Below are 17,742 nucleotides of genomic sequence, written 5' to 3'. Positions count from 1 at the left end.
AATCGGCTATGCCTGCCGAATGCAGGAGACTTCCCTCTACGAGCCGGTGAAGCGGTTCCTCGAGAGCCTGGATTTCGCCGTCAAGGGCGAGATCGGCGGCTGCGACGTGGTCGGCGTGCGTGCCGGCGAGCCGCCGGTTGTCGTCATCTGCGAGTTGAAGCTGCAGTTCAACCTCGAGCTCGTCCTGCAAGCCGTCGACCGCGCGGCGGCCTGCGACGAGGTGTGGCTTGCCGCCTATATGTCGGCGCGCGGCAAGGGCCGCGAGCATGACCGCCGCTTCCGCGCGCTCTGCCGCCGCCTCGGCTTCGGCCTGCTAGGCGTCGGCAAGAAGGGCGAGGTGGAGCTGCTGCTCAGTCCGGCCGCCTTGCCGCCGCGCCGGGATCCCAGGCGGCGCTCACGCCTAATCGAGGAGCATCACCGCCGCAAGGGCGATCCGTCCATCGGCGGCAGCACGCGCAAGAAGCCGATCATGACCGCCTACCGGCAGGAAGCGCTGGCCTGCGCCGCCGCCCTGGCCGACGGTCCGAAACGGCCGCGCGATCTCAAAACCCTCTCGCCGCGCGCCGCCAGCATCCTTCTGCACAATTACTATGGCTGGTTCGCCAGGGCCGAGCGCGGTGTCTACGCGCTGACCGAAGCCGGCCTTGCGGCGATCCAACCTATGTCGGTGACGTTGTAAGAACGATTTGCCGATTCGGCGCTACGAACCGGAAAATCCGCGCCGTTCGGCCAAGCCTCGTTTCGACTGTTGACACGTCCCGCCGCCTGTGCAGAAATTGGTTGGACCATTGAACCACTTTAGGCTCAGCCGGCGTGACCGATTTCCTGCCCCCTATCCAGACCACGGCGCGCGACGACGCGGTGCTGAAGGCCTTGGCGGGGTTCGTGCGGCAGGAGGCTCTGGGTCCCGGCGAGAAGCTGCCGACGGAGCGCATCCTGGCCGAACGCCTCAAGGTCAGCCGCAACACGGTTCGCGAGGCCCTGACCCGCTGGGAGGGTCTCGGCCTCGTCGAGCGGCGGCAGGGCTCGGGCACTTATCTCAAGGCCGCCGTCTCCCCTGATATGCTGCACATGCCGCTGACGCTGTCCGGCGGCAATGATTTTGCCGGCCTGATGCGCACGCTGGAGATCCGCCGGGCCCTTGAGGCCGAGGCGGCGGCCCTTTGCGCCATCCGCGGCGGCAAGGCCGAGATCGCCGAGATCGAGCGCAAGCTCGACATCATGGAAGATGCCTTCCGCACCCGCGCAGGCATGTCCTCGGAGGAAGACTGGGAGTTCCACCAGGCGGTCTACCGCGCCTCCGGCAATCCGCTGTTCGAGCAGATCATCAGCGCCATGCATGAGCTCTTCCACCGTTTCTGGGAGCATCCACTCGGCGTGCGTGACTTCGGCCATGCCAGCTTTCCCTACCACCGCACCATCTTCGACCGCATCGCCGCGCATGATCCGGAAGGCGCCCGCGCCGAGGCGCTGAAGCTCATCGCCACCGTTGAGGACGATCTGAAGCGCGGTGCCGCCAACCTCAAGCTTTCGGACCGCAGATGAACGAGCAGCCCAACACCTTCGACCCGGCCCCGCTGGCCGGCGACTATCTCGGCGAGGCGGCGACCTTGCTGGCGCATGACGATCCGTTTCCAGGCGGCGCCGTGGTGCCGCCGATCTACCAGACCTCGCTTTTCACCTTCGCCAATTACGCCGACATGGCCGACACCTTTGCCGGCAGAAGGAAGCAGCCGATCTATTCGCGCGGCGACAACCCGACGGTGATGGAGTTCGAGGCACGCGTGGCGGCGCTCGAAGGCGCAGAGGCCGCGCGCGGTTTCTCGAGCGGCATGGCGGCGATCAGTGCCACGGTGCTCGCCTTCGTCGGCGCCGGCGAGCGCATGGTTGCCGTGCGCAACTGCTATGGCGACGCCTACCGCCTGTTCGAACGCCTGTTCCCGCGCTTGAACATCAAGGTCGACTATGTCGACGGCTCCGATCCTGACGCGGTTGCCGCGGCACTTCCCGGCGCCAAGCTGCTCTACCTCGAAAGCCCGACCTCGATGATGTTCGAGCTGCAGGACGTGGCGCATCTGACCCGGCTGGCGAAGGAGCAGGGTATCGTCACCACCATCGACAATTCCTGGGCGACGCCCGTCTTCCAGAAGCCGATCTCGCATGGCGTCGACCTGGTGCTGCATTCGGCCTCGAAATATCTGGGCGGCCACAGCGACACGGTCGCCGGCGTGGTGGCGGGTTCGGCCGCCCACATCAAGCACATCAACGAGCAGACCTATTCGCAGCTTGGCGGCAAGCTGTCGCCCTTCGAAGGCTGGCTGCTGTTGCGCGGCTTGCGTACGCTGCCGCTCAGGCTGCCGCATCACATGAAGAGCGGGCTCATCATTGCCGAGCGGCTGAAGGCGCATGGCAAGGTCGAGCGGGTCAACCACCCCGCTTATTCCAACCACCCCGGCAAGAAGACTTTAGCCGGCTATGCCGGCCTGTTCTCCTTCGAGGTCGCCGAGGATGTCGACATCCCGGCCTTCGTCGACGCGCTGAAATATTTCCGCATCGGCGTCAGCTGGGGCGGCCATGAAAGCCTGGTCGTGCCGGCAAAAGCCTCGCTCGAGCAGACGCCGGGCATCAATTCGATGGCGCGCTTCGGCGTCAGCCCTCGAACCATCCGCTTCAACGTCGGATTGGAAAATGTCGAGGACCTCTGGGCCGACATCGCCCAAGCCTTCGACAAAAGTAAAGCCTTCGACAAATCAAAAAAATAGTCGTCCAAAATGGGAGTCCCGAAGATGAAAAAACTGACCTTCATGTTAGCCGCCGTAGCCGGCCTGGCGATTTCCGCCAGCGGCGCGCTGGCCGATACCACCATCAAGCTGGTCGAGGTCATCACCAGCCCGCCGCGCACCGAATTCCTGAAGAAGCAGATCGCCGAATTCGAGACCGCGAACCCGGGCATCAAGGTGGAGGTGGTCTCGCTGCCCTGGGGCCAGGCCTTCGAGAAGTTCCTCACCATGGTGCAGGCCGGCGACACGCCCGATGTGGTCGAAATGCCCGAGCGCTGGATGGGCCTCTATGCCAACAACGGGCAGCTTGAGGATCTCGGCCCTTACATGGCCAAGTGGCCCGACGCCAAGACGCTTGGCGACCGAGCCAAGCAGTTCGGCTCGACCGTCAACAATACCCAGTTCATGATACCCTATGGCTATTATGTGAACGCGCTGTTCTGGAACAAGAAGCTGTTCAAGGAAGCCGGTCTCGACCGTCCGCCGGAAAACCTCGACGAGTTCGTCTCCTTCTCCAAGAAGATCTCCGCCATCCCCGGCAAATACGGCTACTGCTTGCGCGGCGGCCCGGGCGCTTTCAACGGCATGCACATGTTCATGAACATCGCTGACGGCAAGGGCGGTTATTTCACCGACGACGGTGTCTCAACCATCAATGATGAGGGCTCGGTCAAGGGCCTGCAGATGCTGGCCGACATGTACAAGAACGGTCTGGCGCCGAAAGATTCGGTGAGCTGGGGCTTCAACGAGACGGTGACCGGCTTCTACTCCGGCACCTGCGCCATGCTGAACCAGGATCCGGACGCGCTGCTTGGCATCGCCGACAAGATGAGCGCCGACGACTTCGCTGTGGCGCCGCTGCCCGTGGGCCCGAGCGGCAAATCCTACCCGACGCTCGGCTATGCCGGCTGGGCGATGTTCGCCAATTCCCAGCACAAGGACGAAGCCTGGAAGCTGATGGCCACACTGCTGTCGCCCAAGGACAATCTGGAATGGGCCAAGGAAGTCGGCGTCGTCCCGATCCACAACGGCGCCGACCAGGATGCGCATTTCAAGACCGAGCAGTTCAAGGGCTGGTTCACCGAGCTCAGCGACAGCTCCAAATACGAAATGGTGACGCCGCCGACGCATCTGGAGAACCTCGGCAACTTCGTCGACCAGGTAGCGATCAAGAATTTCCAGGAAGTGCTGCTCGGCCAGAAGCCGGCCAAGGACGTGGCCGACGAATGGGCCAAGTTCCTGACCAAGGAACAGCAGGACTGGATGGCAAAAAACAAGAAGTAAGCTTCTTTCCTTCTCCCCGTTTACGGGGAGAAGGTGTCACGAAGTGACGGATGAGGGGCGGCGCCACACCTTCATAAGTTCGCGCTGCCCCTCATCTGCCTGCCGGCATCTTCTCCCTGTTGAACGGGGAGAAGGACGCTGTCGCCGTCCCCGGCACCCACTCACCACCGTAGAGCCAAAACGTATGACCTACGCCGTCTCCGAAATCCGATCCGCCGCCCGGCCGCGAAAGCAACGGCTGAGCAAGGCCGCGATCGAGCCGTGGCTCTATCTATCGCCTGCGATCGTCCTGCTGGTCCTGGTGCTTTTGGTGCCGCTGATCATCGGCATCAGCTATTCCTTCCGCAAATTCTCGGCCTTCAAGTCGCAATATGTCGGCCTCGCCCAATACCAGGCGATGCTCTCCGACCCGGTGCTCGGCCAGGCGCTGATCAACACGTTGTGGTGGACGGTCGCCAGCCTGTTCTTCCAGTTCTTTCTTGGCCTGGGTCTCGCGCTGCTCCTCGACAAGCCCTTCTACGGCCGCAAGGTCGTCCAGGCGGTGGTGTTCCTGCCCTGGGCAGTGCCGTCCTTTCTCTCGGGCCTCACCTGGGCCTGGCTGTTCAACCCTATCATCGGGCCGCTGCCGCATTGGCTCTTCGCGCTTGGCCTGAAGGCGGGGCCGACCAACGTGTTGTCCGATCCCGCCACCGCCATGTGGGGGCCGATCGTCGCCAACATCTGGTTCGGCATCCCGTTCTTCGCCATCACGCTGCTGGCGGCGCTGAAGTCGATCCCCTCCGAGTTGCATGAGGCGGCGGCCATCGACGGCGCTTCGCCCTGGCAGCGCTTCACCAAGGTGACGCTGCCCTTCCTGGCGCCGACCATCGTCATCACCGTCATGCTGCGCACCATCTGGATCGCCACCTTCGCCGACCTGATCTTCGTCATGACCGAGGGCGGGCCGGCGGGCTCGACCAGCACGGTGCCGGTCTACATCTATGTCAGCGCCTTCAAGTCCCTCGACAAAGGCTACGCCTCGGCGGTTGCGGTGCTGCTTCTGGTGCTGCTCATCGCCTACGCCATCGGCCTGATCGCCATCCGCCGCAGCCTGGTGAGGCACGTCTGATGATCGCCGGTCGCTCCACCACTTCGCGAATCTTCGGCGGCATCGGTCTCTACGGCGCTATCGCGGCCTACGTGATCTTCGCGCTGTTTCCGATCTTCTGGACGCTGAAGATCTCGGTGACGCCCGAACGCCTGCTCTATTCCGAAGGCATCACCTTCTGGCCGTCGCAGACGACTTTTCAGAACTTCGCCACCGTGCTCGAGGCCTCCGACTTTCCGCGCTATTTCCTCAACAGCGTCATCGTCTCGGTGTCGACGGCCGCCTTTGTCACCGTCATCGCCACGCTTGCCGGCTATGCCATGTCGCGCTTCACTTTCCGCGGCAAGGCGACTTTGGCGATCCTGTTGCTGCTCACCCAGACCTTCCCGCTGGTCATGGTCATTCCGCCGATCTACCGCATCATGGGCGATCTCGGCCTCACCAACAGCCTGATCGGCCTGATCATCATCTACACCGCCTTCAACACCGCCTTCGCAACCTTCCTGATGCAGTCCTTCTTCGACGGCATCCCGAAAGACCTGGAGGAAGCGGCGATGATTGACGGCTGCACCCGCGCTCAGGCGATGCGCCGGGTGATCGTGCCGCTGACCTTGCCCGGCATGGGCGCGACGCTGGGCTTCGTCTTCACCGCCGCCTGGAGCGAGTTGCTGTTCGCGCTGATGCTGATCTCCAGCGACGAGCAGAAGACCTTTGCCGTCGGCCTGCTCACCTTCATCGGCAAGTTCGCCGTCGACTGGGGGCAGATGATGGCTGCCTCCATCCTGGCGCTCATCCCGGTCTGCGTCTTCTTCGCTTTCCTGCAACGCTATCTCGTCACCGGCCTCACCGCCGGCGCGGTCAAAGGATAAAAGATGGCTTCCGTCACGCTGCAAAACGTCGAGAAGGATTACGGCGCGCTGCGCATCCTGCACGGCGTCGATCTCGAGATCGCCGATGGCGAGTTCGTCGTGCTGGTCGGCCCGTCCGGCTGCGGCAAGTCCACGCTGCTGCGCATGATCGCCGGCCTGGAGGAAGTCACCGGCGGCGAGATCCATATCGGCGAGCGGCTGGTCAACGACGTCGCGCCGAAGGACCGGGACATCGCCATGGTGTTCCAGTCCTATGCGCTCTACCCGCATATGGATGTCTCCTCCAACATGGGCTTCAGCCTGCTTTTGAAGAAGGCCGAGAAGTCGACGATCGACGGCAGGGTAGGTGCTGCAGCCAGGCGGCTCGGCCTCGACGCCTATCTCGGCCGCCTGCCGCGCCAGCTCTCCGGCGGCCAGCGCCAGCGCGTCGCCATGGGCCGCGCCATCGTGCGCGACCCCAAGGTGTTCCTGTTCGACGAGCCGCTCTCCAACCTCGACGCCAAATTGCGCGTCCATATGCGCGCCGAGATCAAGGCGCTGCATCAGCAGCTCAAGACCACTTCGGTCTATGTCACCCACGACCAGGTCGAGGCGATGACCATGGCCGACCGCATCGTCGTCATGCATGACGGCTATGTGCAGCAGGTCGGCCGCCCGCTGGAGCTTTACGACCGTCCGGTCAACACCTTCGTCGCCGGCTTCATCGGCTCGCCGGGCATGAACTTCCTGCCGGCTAAGGTCGCCAAGGGTGGCAAGGCGGATTCTGTGCTCGCCGATGGCCAGAAGCTGCGGCTGCCGGATGGCCTGCCGCTGAGCGATGGCGACGACCTCACCATCGGACTGCGGCCGGAACACATCAAGCTCGTGGATGACGGCGCGCTGAAGGCCGAGGTCGAGGTGGTCGAGCCGCTCGGCCTGTCGACGCAGTTCTATGTCAGGCTGGCCAACCAGCAGGTCTGCGTCTTCGTCATGGGCCGCAGCGATGTGAGGCCGGGCGACACGATCCGCCTCGCCGCCGATCCGGCTGCGCTGCATCTGTTCGATCCGGTGAGCGGAAACCGGATTGGATAGGTCCGCGGATCAGCGCCAGCGGAAAGCGCCCAGAGTGTAGTCAGGCCACGCGCCTAGGTCTGCAAACAGCCCCGTCAGGTCGCTCCTGTCGGCCAATATTCCCGTCATCACCAGCGCGGTCGACACGCCGGCCGCGTTGCCGCCGGCTATATCGTGCTCGACACTGTCACCGACACAGATCACATCGCTGAGTGCCGGATGTCCCGCAAGCGCCAGCGCAGCTTCGTAGATCGCCGGGTAGGGCTTGCCGATACGGGTGACGCTGCCGCCGAGCTGTTCGTAAAGATCGGCGATCTCGCCGGCGCCGAAGCGCGGTCCGACCGCGGTCAGCATGATCCGATCGGGGTTGGTGCAGAAGCACGGCACCTTCCGCGCCGCCGCCGGGCCGAGAAGTCTTCGGTAGTGGTCGAGGTCGTAGCGGTCGCCTTCACTGGCCGCGATCAGCACCAGACCGGCGTCATCGCCGCGCTCGGTCAGAACGAGTGGCAGGCCCTCGATCGCCGAACGGTCCTCGTCGCGGCTGATCAGCAGGCATCTCGTGCCAGCCCGCAGCGCGCCCGAGTCCGCCATGTTTCGGAAGATGCGCCAAGCCACCTCGCCGGATGAGACGAAATGATCCCAGCTTCCCGCTTCAAAACCAAGCTTCAGCAGCCGCTTTTCGTTTGGCTCCGCCCGCTTGCCGGAATTCGAGATCAGCACCACGGTCTTGCCGGCGCGCTTCAGCGCCGACAGGGCTTCGACCGCGCCGGGATAAGGCTGTTGTCCGCCATGCAGCACGCCGAACTGGTCGAGCAGGAACACGTTGTAGCGCTCGGCAAGCGCTTCGATCCCGTCGAGATGCGCGGTGCGTTTCACGTTCACAACAGCCCCGCTTCCCTTGCGCCCGCCAGCGCCAGCCTTGCCGTCCCGGCCGCGGCCTCGTCCGAGAGCGCGGGCCGGAATTCGACGCCAAGCCTGCGCTGCCGGATCGCGGTCCAGGCGGCATTGGCGGCGCCGCCGCCGACGCTTCGAACCGAGGTGAGCTTCGGTGCGCCGAGTTCTGCGAGCCTCTGGTAGCCGAGCGCCTCGATGGCCGCGATGCCTTCCAGCATCGCCTTGAGATAGTCGGCGTCCGATTCCGGTCGGGGCAGGAGGCGCGGCTGGAGCTTTGGATCGGCAACAGGAAAACGTTCGCCGGCCGAGCCGAGCGGATAATAGTCGAGGCCGGTATCCGTCGCAGGATCGATCGCTGCGCTGAGTTCGAGGATGCGCGCGAGCGAAAAATGCTGGGCGAGCACCTTGCCGCCGGTGTTCGACGCGCCGCCCGCGAGCCAGGCATCGCCGAGCCGGTGGCTGTATATGCCGTAGCGCGGCGCCGAGATCGGCCGGTCGGACAGGATCTTGATGGTCAGCGACGATCCGAGAGCGGTGACGCCGTCGCCCGCGGCCGCCGCGCCCGTCGCCAAGAAAGAGGCGCAGCCGTCCGTGGTGCCGGCGACCACCGCGACATCGCGCGGCAACCCGAACAGGTCGGCGGCGGCGGCCGTAAGCCTGCCGGTCACGCTACCCGGCCTGACAATGGTGGGCAGAAGCTCCACGCGCATGCCGGTCGCCGCGATCCATTCCGGCCAGCGGCGCGCCTCGGCATCGTAGCCGGTCTTCAGGCTGTTGTTCTCGTCGCTGATGTCGAAGCGGGCCGAGAATTGCGCGGCAATCCAGTCGGCCTGGTGCAGCACGGCGTGGATGCCAGGCAGGCGCTGGAACCAGAGCGCCTTGGCGAGACCGGAGGTCGCCCCATGCGCAGCACTTGCCTCCGGCGCCGTGCCGGCGATCACGGCGAGGATGGCCGCATCCGGAACCTTGTCGTTGTACATCAGCGGCTCGGCCAGCGGCCGTCCGGCGTCGTCGGTCGGCAGCACGGTTCCCGACGTACCGTCCACGGCGATCGCGCGCACAGCCATGCGATCGATGCGCGAAAAAAGCTCGTGCAGTGTCGCTTCGACGGCGGCCCACCAAACGGCCGGATCGCGGCCGTTCGCGCCGAAGCGCTCGAGCGGCACGGCGGCGCTCGCGGCGGTGGAGAAGTCCGGACGCATCGCGACGGCGCGCGCTCCGGAGGTGCCGATGTCGATGCCTAATGCAAGAGGCGCCATTCGCCTAACCCGCCGCGTTGAGTCTCTGGCGATACTGCTCGGCATCCCAGTTGACCAGCTCGTCATTTTCGGCGGCGGTGAGATAATTCAATCGCGCCGTGGTGTCGATCCGCGCGGTCACGTCGGCGAGGCAGCGCTGCATAGCGTCCGCGCCGGAGCTGGCGTCGCCGCGCATCAGCACGCCGGCGCCTGGAAAGAGGACCGCGACGGGGTTCGTGCCCAGCCGCGCGACGACGTCGGCGACCTTCTCGCCAGGCCTTGCCACCACGGAGCCCCGGCCAAGGAAGATGACGTGGTCAGGGTAGAGGCTGCCGGCTTCGGCGATGCGGCGGCTGTCCGCATCGAGCGCCGCCGCATGCGCCTCGATATCCGCCGGCAATCGGTAACCGCTGCCGTCGGCAAGTGCCGCCAGCGCCGCTATATCCGGGATCGGTGTCTGCCGCGCCGGGCGGGCCAAAAGCGATCTCACCCGGTGCAGCAGACGCTCCGCCTCGGCCACGGTCTCCGCTGCGACGACCAGTCCGTGATTGCCGAGGATCAGCACGTCGACCCCCTGCCCGAGACGCTCGGCAATGCCCTGGGCAAGCGGCAGGCCCGGCCGGCGATAGGGGACATAAGCCCACGCGATGCCCTGGAGACGCCGCCCGGCCTCGATCTCGCAATCGGCCTGAACGGCGAGTGAAATTGTCTCGACGCAGTGGACATGCAGCACCACTCGCTGCGGCATCAGCGCGTGTACGATGGTCTCGATCGAAGGGCGCAAGCCGCGCGGATTGAGGGCATCGATGGCAAAGGCCTGCGGCTTGTCGGCGCTCGGATCGCGCCGTTCGAGGGCCTCGACGAGCGGACCCATCGCGACCGGTACCATGATGTCGTCAATCAGCGCGTCCCTCAACCAGGTGCCGGAGGCCTTGATCCACAGCGTGTCCCCTGCCTTCAGCGATGTGTTGCCGCCGGCTGCCTGTGTCAGGTGCGGATCGTCGCCGATGGCTGCCGAAAGTGTCCGCAAGGCGGTCAGCTCCTGCGCATCAACTGTGGTCGCCATGGCGATCTTCCTCCAACGGCTCGGTCGGTCTCGCACGATCTCCCGTTACAGGAGAATGATTGGTGCTGATATCGCAGGTGCGAGCGATCTACGTCAACAGTGATCTACTATCGTCAAAACGGGCTTGCAATCCGACTGATGTTGAGTAAGTTGCATCAATTGTCATGCAAAATGGCATTGTCGGGAGGGAAGAGTTGAGCGACTCCGGCCGCCAGCGTCAGATCGTCGAGCTATTGCGGGACCGGCCGTTCGCTTCGGTGCGTGAACTGCAGGAGCGGCTTGGCGTGTCGGCGGCGACGGTCAGGCGCGACATCGACAAGATCGACGAGGCCGGCGAAGCCAGGAAGGTCTATGGCGGCATCTCGGCGCTCGACGGCGCCGCGCATGCCGGCATCGCCTATGCGAGGCCCTATGACGAGAACCGTGACCTGGCGGTCGATGCCAAACGGCAAATCGCCGCTGTAGCCGCCACCATGGTGCGCGACGGCGATGCGGTCATCGTCCATGGCGGCTCGACCTGCTTCCATCTCGGCGTCAAGCTTGCCGACCGCAACATTCGCCTCTTCACCAATTCCATGCCGCTCGCCGCCTATCTCAGCGACCATGGCCATTGCAGCCTGACCATCGCCGGCGGCGATCTGCACCGCGAGCCCGGCATCATCCATTCGCTCACCCAGGCCGTGCCGTTTTATGCCTCGAAGTTCTTTCTCGGCGCGCAGGGCCTCGGCCATGAGGGCGTGCTGGAATCGCATCCGCTGCTGGTGCGCTCGATCATCGATCTCAGCCTTTGCGCCGACCAGATCGTGGTGCTGGCGGACAGCCGGAAGCTGTCGATCCACGCCCGCAATGTCGCGCTGCCGCTGTCGCGCATCGGCACGTTGGTGACCGATGACGGCCTGTCCGGCGCCGATGCGCGGATGCTGGAAGATGCCGGTGTCACCGTGCGTATCGCCTCGCCTTCGGGAGCCGTCCAGTGAAGGTGGCGGTGCTCGATTTCGGCAAGACCAATTCGAAGCTGTTCGTCTTCGACCAGGACGGGCGCATCCTCGACGAACGGCGCACGAAACCCGACTGGATACGCAAAAGCGGGCTCAGCGTGCTTGACGAAACGGCGCTGCATAACTGGGCGCTGGACGCCGTCAACGAGGCCGCTGATGCCCACGGCATCGAAGGTCTGATGGTGTCGGGCCACGGCTGCACCTTCGCGCTGGTCGACGATACGGCGCTGACGCATCCGATCCTAGACTATGAGCAGGAGCCGCCCGCCGAGATCGCCGCGCGGATCGATCGGCGCATTCCCGATTTCGCCGAGACCTTCTCGCCGCGCCTGCCGCTCGGCTTCAACTATGGCCGCCACATGCTGTGGCTGAAAGAAGTGGAGCCCGGCGCGTTCTCGGCGGCGAAGGCGATTCTCGGCTATCCGCAATATTGGAGCTGGCGCTTCGGCGGCCACGCCGTTTCGGAAGTCTCCTATCTCGGCTGCCACTCGCATCTGTGGGCACCGAGCAAGCGTGACTTCTCCTCGCTGGTCGATGCCGAGGGCTGGCGGGGCCGCATGCCCGCCTTCGCGCACGCCGGCGGCGTCATTGGCGAGCGGCGCTTTGGCCGGGCGGGCAGACCGGTCGCCATTCACAACGGCGTTCATGATAGCAATGCCGCGCTCCATGCCTATCGCCGGCAGGACCTCGGGCCGCTCACCGTGGTGTCGACGGGCACCTGGGTGATCGTTCTCAACCCTGACTGTCCGTTCGAGGCGCTCGACCGCGAGCGCGACATGCTGGCCAATGTCGATGTCGATGGCGGCGCGGTGCCTACGATCCGCTTCATGGGCGGGCGCGAATTCGCCGTGATCAGCGGCAACTGGCAAGGCGCGATCGCCTCGGCCGCCATACAGCGGGCGATCGACGCCGGCACGATGGCCGTGCCGAGCTTTGCCCCGGGCGGACCGCTGCCGGGCCGGACGGGCGAGATCCTCGGGCCCGTTTCCGGTGCTGGGGAGCGCGCCGCCGTAGCGCTGCTTTATGTGGCTCTGATGATCGATCTCTCGCTCGACCTGATCCGTTCGGCAGACACCGTCATCGTCGATGGCGGACTGAATGCGGATGGGATGCTTGCCGGCCTCCTGGCGGCGCTGCGGCCCGGCCAATCCTTCCTGCAGGGGGCCACGCTGGAAGGCAGCGCCACGGGCGCCGCGGCTCTCGCCTTCGAGAGCATCGGCCGCGAATTCGCCGCCGATAGGCCGGAGCCGGTACGCGCCGCGGACTTCAAAGGCCTGGATCGCTACCGCGACGACTGGCGCGGCCTTATTGCCGGACGCCACATCGCCGGCGCGGCGGCAGGAGGTGCGCAATGAGCGCCGCCGCCCGCGTCGAGGCGTCGCAAAGGCCGGTGCTGGAGATGCGCCACATCTCCAAGACTTTCGGTCCCGTCCGGGCCCTGCACGACGTATCGCTCACCGTCAATGCCGGCGAACTGCATGCGCTGATGGGCGAGAACGGCGCCGGCAAGTCGACGCTGATGAAGGTGCTGTCCGGCGCCTATCGGCCGGATGCCGGCGGCGAGATCCTGATCGACGGTACGCCGGTCGCCAGCGGCGATCCTATCAAGGCTCGCGCCCAGGGCATCGCGGTCATCTACCAGGAGCTGTCGCTGGCGCCGAACCTGACTGTGGCGCAGAACATCTTCCTCGGCAACGAGCCGCGTAGGTTCGGCATCGTCGACCGCGACCAGTGCAACCGTCGCGCCAGGGAAATCATCGAGCGGCTCGGCGTCTCCTTTTCGGCGCGCGCCTTGGTCTCTAGCCTGTCGCTGGGCGAGCGCCAGCTGGTCGAGATCGCCCGCGCGCTGTCGACCAGCGCCCGCATCATCGTCATGGACGAGCCGACCACCTCGCTGACCTCGCGCGAGACCGACCGGCTGTTCGAGGTGATCGGGGCGCTGAAGGCGCAAGGCATTGCCATCATCTACATCAGCCACCGCATGGAGGAGGTCTACCAGCTCGCCGACCGCGTCAGCGTGCTGCGCGACAGCGGCTATGTCGGCACGCTGGAACGCGCCGATCTCAATGCATCGCGCCTGGTCTCGATGATGGTCGGCCGCGATCTCTCGGCCTTCTACAAGAAGGATCACCGGCCGCCGGACAGTCAGCGCCGGGTAGCGCTGTCGGTGCGCGGCATGTCGGACGGCGGATTGCTGAAGGACTGCTCGTTCGATCTTTACCACGGGGAGGTGCTGGCGTTGGCGGGGCTGGTTGGTTCCGGCCGCACCGAACTCGCGAGGCTGATCTTCGGGGCCGACCGCCGCAGCGCGGGCGAGCTGGAGCTCGACGGCAAGCCGATTGCCATCGCTTCGCCACGCGAGGCGCTGGAGGCCGGCATTGCTTACCTCACCGAGGACCGCAAGGAGCTCGGGCTGTTTCTCGACATGTCGATCGCCGACAACATCAATATGGGCGTGCTTGCGAAAGACGCGCGCGCCGGCGGTTTTCGTGATTTCACCGCCGCCGAGCGGCGTGCCGCCAAGGCCATCGCCGATCTCTCGATCCGCACGCGCTCGGCGCAGGCCAATGCCGGCTCACTGTCGGGCGGCAACCAGCAGAAGGTGCTGCTTGCCCGCCTGCTTGAGACCGAGCCCAGGGTCGTCATCCTCGACGAGCCGACGCGCGGCGTCGACGTCGGCGCCAAGTCGGAGATCTATCGGTTGATCGACAGTCTTGCCGGCCGGGGCATCGCCATTCTCATGATCTCCAGCGAACTGCCCGAAGTAATCGGGGTGGCCGACCGCGTGCTCGTGATGCGCGACGGCGCCATCGCCGGCGAGGTGACGGCGTCGGAGGGCAGGCCGCTGCGTCAGGAAGAAATCATGGAACTCGCGACGGGGGCGGCCAAGGAAGGACCGACAAGATGACCGACAGCTCAACAGTGGCGAAAGCGGCGGATCAGGCAGCGGTCAGGAGCCGACGGCTGCGGACGGCCTTCGCCGCGCTCGGCATGCTGCCGGTTCTGGTGCTGCTTGCTGTCGGCTTCCAGTTCATCAACCCGCGCTTCCTTACCGGCACCAACCTGCTCATCGTCAGCCAGCAGTCGTCGATCAATATCGTGCTGGCCGCGGGCATGACCTTCGTCATCCTCACCGGCGGCATCGACCTATCCGTCGGCTCGATCCTCGCGGCCTCGGCGATGGTCGCTGTGCTGGTGTCGCTGGTGCCGGACTGGGGCATGCTCGGCATTCCGGCCGCCATTTTGCTCGGCCTCGGCTTCGGCGTCATCAACGGGCTGCTTGTCGCCTACATCAAGCTGCCGCCCTTCATTGTCACGCTGGGCTCGCTGACCGCCGTGCGCGGCGTCGCCCGCCTGCTCGGCGAGGATACGACAGTCTTCAATTCCGACCTGCCTTTCGACTTCATCGGCAATGGCTCACTGTTCGGCATTCCCTGGCTTGTCATCATCGCGCTGACCGTGGTGGTGCTGTCCTGGCTGGTGCTCAAGCGCACCGTGCTCGGCACCTGGATCTATGCCGTGGGCGGCAATGCCGAGGCGGCGCGCCTCACCGGCATCAAGGTGCCGCTGGTGCTGCTCTTCGTCTATGGCGTGTCGGGCCTGCTCGCGGGCCTCGGCGGCGTCATGTCGGCGGCGAGACTCTACGCCGCCAATGGCCTGCAGCTAGGCCAGTCCTACGAGCTCGATGCCATCGCCGCCGTCATTCTCGGCGGCACCAGCTTCGTCGGCGGCGTCGGCTCGATTTGGGGCACGCTGATCGGCGGGCTGATCATCGCCGTGCTCTCCAACGGGCTCATTTTGGCCGGTGTCTCGGACATCTGGCAGTACATCATCAAGGGATTGGTCATCATCGTGGCGGTCGCCCTCGACCGTTACCGGCTGCAGGCCGGAGCAAGAACGTGATTGACCTCGGTCGCCGGCCTAGACGGGCCGGATTGTGTGTAACGCACCGTGAGAGGCGCGGGGCAATCGGAGGAAGCAAGTAAATGAAGACCATCGCCAAACTGCTCTGCGGCGCAGCCCTCGCGGCCCTCGCCATCGCGCCGGCATCGGCCAAAGACCTCAACAAGGTCGGCATCTCGGTCGGCCTGCTCGGCAACCCGTTCTTCGTCGCCACCATCAAGGGCATCGAGGACGCGGCCAAGAAGATCAATCCGAAGGTCGAGGTGACGTCGGTGTCGGCCGACTACGACCTCAACAAGCAGGTCTCGCAGATCGATTCCTTCATCGCCGCCGGCGTCGATGTCATCATGCTCAATGCCGTCGATGCCAAGGCGATCGCGCCCGCGGTCAAGAAGGCGCAGGCGGCTGGCATCGTCGTCGCTGCCTTCGACGTCTCGGCGCCGGGCGCCGACGTCACCGTGATGACCAACAACGTCAAGGCCGGAGAGGAGGCCTGCCAGTATCTGGTCGATCACACCGGCGGCAAAGGCAACTACGTCATCCTCAACGGCCCGGCCTCGTCGTCGATCCTGGAGCGCGTCAAGGGCTGCAAGAACGTTCTTTCGCAGCACGCCGACATCAAAATCCTGTCCGACGACCAGAACGCCGAGGGATCGCGCGACGGCGGCCTGAAAGTGTTCCAGTCGCTGCTCACCCGCTTCGACAAGATCGACGCGGTGTTCGCCATCAACGATCCTACGGCGATCGGCGCGCAGCTCGCCGCCAAGCAGCTCAATCGCTCGGAATTCATCATCACCGCGGTCGACGGCGCCCCGGACATTGAGAAGGAGTTCGCGTCCGGCACCTCGCTGATCAAGGCCTCGGCCTCGCAGGATCCCTATGTCATGGCCGGCCAGTCGCTGACGATGGCGGCAGATGTGCTTGCCGGCAAGAAGCCGGCCGAGCCGACCGTGCTGCTCGATCCGAAGCTGATTACCGCCGAGAACCTGAAGGACTACAAGGGCTGGACGGCGGCCCGCTAAAAAGCCTGCTCCCAAGGCTGGCGCGGCCGGATCGGTCCGGCCGCGCCTCATTCATCGGACGGAGACGATCATGTCGCGCATTGGTATCCATTCTTTCGTCTGGTCTGCGAGTTCGGCGCAGGCGGATCTCGAACGCACGCTGGCCAACACGAAGGAAGCCGGCTTCGACCTGATCGAATTCTCCTATCTCGATCCGGCGGATGTCGATATCGGCAGGCTGGCCAAAAGCATCACCGATCTCGGCCTGGGCGTAGCGATCAGCATTGGCCTGCCTGCCGACGGCGACATCTCCAGCCCAGACAAGGCGGTCGCCGCGCGCGGCGTCGAGATCCTGAACCGCACCGTCGCCCTCACGCGCGATCTCGGCGGCCAAAAGATCGGCGGCATTCTCTCGGCAAGCCACGGCCTGCAAACCGAACCGCCGACGCGCGATCAGTGGAACCGCAGCGCCGCTGCACTTGCCGGGGTTGCGGAAACGGCCAAGGCCGCCGGCGTGACGCTCAATCTCGAAATCGTCAACCGCTTCGAAAGCAACCTGCTCAACACCGCCGCGCAAGGACTAGCTTTCATCGAAGACACCGGCTCCGACAACATCTTCCTGCACCTCGACACCTTCCACATGAACATCGAGGAGGCCGATGTCGGCCTGGCCATCCGCCATGCCGCGAGGAAGATCGGTTATGTCCATATCGGCGAGAGCCATCGCGGCTTTCTGGGCACCGGCAGCATCGATTTCTCGGCGATCTTCGATGCGCTGGCGGCGATCGGCTACAGCGACGATCTCAGCTTCGAATCCTTCTCGTCCGAGATCGTCGACGAGAATCTGTCGCGGAAGACGGCGATCTGGCGCAATCTGTGGACCGACAATATGGAGCTTGCTCGTCATGCGCGCCGCTTCATCGCGGTCGGCCTGGAGACGGCCCGGCGCAAGGCCGATCTCGTCTCGGCTTCGCAAAGGCCCTGACGTCTTCGAGAATGTCGAGCAGTGAATTGCGGCTTTCGAGGGCCATGCTCTGCTAGACTCCTGTTGATTCGTCTCGACAGGAAAAGGCATGAGCAAGGCCCTCGGCACATTCGCACTGGTCACGGTTTTGAGCGCTTTGCTGATGGCGCTGTCATTGGCCGTGGCGAGGCACGGCTATCCCTATGGCGCGTTCGGCGTGAAGCGTCTCGACGGCATCGCCGACGCCGGCTCATTCCTGGCGATCGCCGCCGTCTATTTCTTCGCAGCCATGCTGATGATGATCCTGCCCATCCGCGCCGCCGGCGTCGTACTGACCCATGCGGCCGATGCGATCTTCTGGGCGACGATCGTATTGTTCGCGACCATCGTCGGCTCGCTGATCGCCAGATGGGCCTTCGGCCAGCACGAGGTGCTCTGGGCGCTTTTCAACTGGCGTTTCCTGTTCGTGGCAGTGATCGTTGCGGCGCATCTCACCATGAACGAGCTTCGCCGCAACATCCTGCTCAGAAGCCTGTTCTTCGTCGCCTTCGGCGCGGTCACGCTCGCCTGTCTGTTCTGGTCGTTCTCGACCTGACGCGGCAAGACCC

17 protein-coding genes are annotated in these 17,742 nt (G+C 65.0%); 14 read left to right on the top strand and 3 right to left on the bottom strand.

The window, feature by feature from the left end:
* The first annotated feature begins 19 nt into the window (after positions 1 to 19).
* The 7 genes from LB523_RS15570 to LB523_RS15540 all read left to right on the top strand — a co-directional run bounded on the left by LB523_RS15570 (position 20) and on the right by LB523_RS15540 (position 7,091).
* Complete coding sequence (locus LB523_RS15570) at positions 20 to 679, top strand: DUF2161 domain-containing phosphodiesterase (protein WP_224604083.1); 660 nt, start codon at positions 20 to 22, stop codon at positions 677 to 679.
* Positions 680 to 813: 134 nt separating this feature from the next.
* Positions 814 to 1,545 carry a FadR/GntR family transcriptional regulator gene (locus LB523_RS15565; RefSeq protein ID WP_224545376.1) on the top strand — a complete coding sequence of 244 codons (732 nt, stop codon included), beginning with the start codon at positions 814 to 816 and terminating at the stop codon, positions 1,543 to 1,545.
* On the top strand, positions 1,542 to 2,762 hold the full coding sequence (locus tag LB523_RS15560; protein WP_224604080.1) for a PLP-dependent transferase: 1,221 nt from the start codon (positions 1,542 to 1,544) through the stop codon (positions 2,760 to 2,762). Before LB523_RS15565 ends, LB523_RS15560 begins: the two co-directional genes overlap by 4 nt.
* A gap of 24 nt (positions 2,763 to 2,786) precedes the next feature.
* The gene (locus LB523_RS15555) at positions 2,787 to 4,064 is read left to right on the top strand and encodes an ABC transporter substrate-binding protein (RefSeq protein ID WP_224604077.1); all 1,278 of its coding nucleotides are present in this window, start codon (positions 2,787 to 2,789) and stop codon (positions 4,062 to 4,064) included.
* Between the two features lie 184 nt (positions 4,065 to 4,248).
* Entirely contained in the window at positions 4,249 to 5,172 is a 924-nt protein-coding gene (locus LB523_RS15550; RefSeq protein WP_224604073.1) for a carbohydrate ABC transporter permease, read from the top strand.
* Positions 5,172 to 6,020, top strand: coding sequence for a carbohydrate ABC transporter permease (locus LB523_RS15545; protein ID WP_224604069.1), 849 nt, complete (start codon positions 5,172 to 5,174; stop codon positions 6,018 to 6,020). Before LB523_RS15550 ends, LB523_RS15545 begins: the two co-directional genes overlap by 1 nt.
* Positions 6,021 to 6,023: 3 nt before the next feature.
* Positions 6,024 to 7,091, top strand: a complete 1,068-nt coding sequence (locus tag LB523_RS15540; RefSeq protein ID WP_224604067.1) for an ABC transporter ATP-binding protein — start codon at positions 6,024 to 6,026, stop codon at positions 7,089 to 7,091.
* A 9-nt stretch (positions 7,092 to 7,100) separates the two neighbouring features.
* Here LB523_RS15540 and LB523_RS15535 read toward each other — a convergent pair whose 3' ends face one another.
* Genes LB523_RS15535 through LB523_RS15525 form a run of 3 tightly spaced genes read right to left on the bottom strand, consistent with a single transcriptional unit; the run spans position 7,101 to position 10,268 of the window.
* Positions 7,101 to 7,946: a TIGR01459 family HAD-type hydrolase gene (locus tag LB523_RS15535; protein ID WP_411966467.1), complete on the bottom strand. Its 846-nt coding sequence runs from the start codon at positions 7,944 to 7,946 to the stop codon at positions 7,101 to 7,103.
* Positions 7,947 to 7,948: 2 nt separating this feature from the next.
* Positions 7,949 to 9,223: an FGGY-family carbohydrate kinase gene (locus LB523_RS15530; protein ID WP_224604051.1), complete on the bottom strand. Its 1,275-nt coding sequence runs from the start codon at positions 9,221 to 9,223 to the stop codon at positions 7,949 to 7,951.
* 4 nt (positions 9,224 to 9,227) lie between these two features.
* Positions 9,228 to 10,268: a class II aldolase/adducin family protein gene (locus tag LB523_RS15525; RefSeq protein ID WP_224604048.1), complete on the bottom strand. Its 1,041-nt coding sequence runs from the start codon at positions 10,266 to 10,268 to the stop codon at positions 9,228 to 9,230.
* 194 nt (positions 10,269 to 10,462) lie between these two features.
* On the opposite strand from LB523_RS15525, the gene LB523_RS15520 reads away from it, so the two are divergent.
* The 7 genes from LB523_RS15520 (at position 10,463) to LB523_RS15490 (ending at position 17,729) form a co-directional block, all read left to right on the top strand.
* Complete coding sequence (locus LB523_RS15520; protein ID WP_224604046.1) at positions 10,463 to 11,245, top strand: DeoR/GlpR family DNA-binding transcription regulator; 783 nt, start codon at positions 10,463 to 10,465, stop codon at positions 11,243 to 11,245.
* Positions 11,242 to 12,621, top strand: a complete 1,380-nt coding sequence (locus LB523_RS15515; RefSeq protein ID WP_224604044.1) for an FGGY-family carbohydrate kinase — start codon at positions 11,242 to 11,244, stop codon at positions 12,619 to 12,621. Before LB523_RS15520 ends, LB523_RS15515 begins: the two co-directional genes overlap by 4 nt.
* On the top strand, positions 12,618 to 14,174 hold the full coding sequence (locus tag LB523_RS15510) for a sugar ABC transporter ATP-binding protein (protein ID WP_224604030.1): 1,557 nt from the start codon (positions 12,618 to 12,620) through the stop codon (positions 14,172 to 14,174). The genes LB523_RS15515 and LB523_RS15510 overlap by 4 nt, the downstream gene beginning before the upstream one ends.
* Positions 14,171 to 15,169, top strand: coding sequence for an ABC transporter permease subunit (locus LB523_RS15505; RefSeq protein WP_140845601.1), 999 nt, complete (start codon positions 14,171 to 14,173; stop codon positions 15,167 to 15,169). Before LB523_RS15510 ends, LB523_RS15505 begins: the two co-directional genes overlap by 4 nt.
* Positions 15,170 to 15,252: 83 nt before the next feature.
* A complete protein-coding gene (locus LB523_RS15500; protein WP_095769327.1) occupies positions 15,253 to 16,191 on the top strand; it encodes an ABC transporter substrate-binding protein in 939 nt (312 codons plus the stop codon).
* 70 nt (positions 16,192 to 16,261) lie between these two features.
* The gene (locus tag LB523_RS15495) at positions 16,262 to 17,155 is read left to right on the top strand and encodes a sugar phosphate isomerase/epimerase family protein (protein WP_224604025.1); all 894 of its coding nucleotides are present in this window, start codon (positions 16,262 to 16,264) and stop codon (positions 17,153 to 17,155) included.
* 88 nt (positions 17,156 to 17,243) lie between these two features.
* A complete protein-coding gene (locus tag LB523_RS15490) occupies positions 17,244 to 17,729 on the top strand; it encodes a hypothetical protein (RefSeq protein WP_224602405.1) in 486 nt (161 codons plus the stop codon).
* Positions 17,730 to 17,742: the final 13 nt, after the last annotated feature.

This window comes from Mesorhizobium sp. ESP-6-4 (assembly GCF_020164735.1).
Lineage (GTDB): Bacteria > Pseudomonadota > Alphaproteobacteria > Rhizobiales > Rhizobiaceae > Mesorhizobium.
Note: the sequence above shows the minus strand (reverse complement) of the source record. Positions and strands in the feature narration are given on the sequence as shown.

What these genes read in the sequence shown, in the direction of transcription:
- LB523_RS15490 (WP_224602405.1), top strand. Translation starts at nt 17,244, where the DNA reads ATGAGCAAGGCCCTCGGCACATTCGCACTGGTCACGGTTTTGAGCGCT.
- LB523_RS15545 (WP_224604069.1), top strand. Translation starts at nt 5,172, where the DNA reads ATGATCGCCGGTCGCTCCACCACTTCGCGAATCTTCGGCGGCATCGGT.
- LB523_RS15570 (WP_224604083.1), top strand. Translation starts at nt 20, where the DNA reads ATGCAGGAGACTTCCCTCTACGAGCCGGTGAAGCGGTTCCTCGAGAGC.
- LB523_RS15530 (WP_224604051.1), bottom strand. Translation starts at nt 9,223, where the DNA reads ATGGCGCCTCTTGCATTAGGCATCGACATCGGCACCTCCGGAGCGCGC.
- LB523_RS15505 (WP_140845601.1), top strand. Translation starts at nt 14,171, where the DNA reads ATGACCGACAGCTCAACAGTGGCGAAAGCGGCGGATCAGGCAGCGGTC.
- LB523_RS15555 (WP_224604077.1), top strand. Translation starts at nt 2,787, where the DNA reads ATGAAAAAACTGACCTTCATGTTAGCCGCCGTAGCCGGCCTGGCGATT.
- LB523_RS15540 (WP_224604067.1), top strand. Translation starts at nt 6,024, where the DNA reads ATGGCTTCCGTCACGCTGCAAAACGTCGAGAAGGATTACGGCGCGCTG.
- LB523_RS15550 (WP_224604073.1), top strand. Translation starts at nt 4,249, where the DNA reads ATGACCTACGCCGTCTCCGAAATCCGATCCGCCGCCCGGCCGCGAAAG.
- LB523_RS15560 (WP_224604080.1), top strand. Translation starts at nt 1,542, where the DNA reads ATGAACGAGCAGCCCAACACCTTCGACCCGGCCCCGCTGGCCGGCGAC.
- LB523_RS15495 (WP_224604025.1), top strand. Translation starts at nt 16,262, where the DNA reads ATGTCGCGCATTGGTATCCATTCTTTCGTCTGGTCTGCGAGTTCGGCG.
- LB523_RS15510 (WP_224604030.1), top strand. Translation starts at nt 12,618, where the DNA reads ATGAGCGCCGCCGCCCGCGTCGAGGCGTCGCAAAGGCCGGTGCTGGAG.
- LB523_RS15525 (WP_224604048.1), bottom strand. Translation starts at nt 10,268, where the DNA reads ATGGCGACCACAGTTGATGCGCAGGAGCTGACCGCCTTGCGGACACTT.
- LB523_RS15500 (WP_095769327.1), top strand. Translation starts at nt 15,253, where the DNA reads ATGAAGACCATCGCCAAACTGCTCTGCGGCGCAGCCCTCGCGGCCCTC.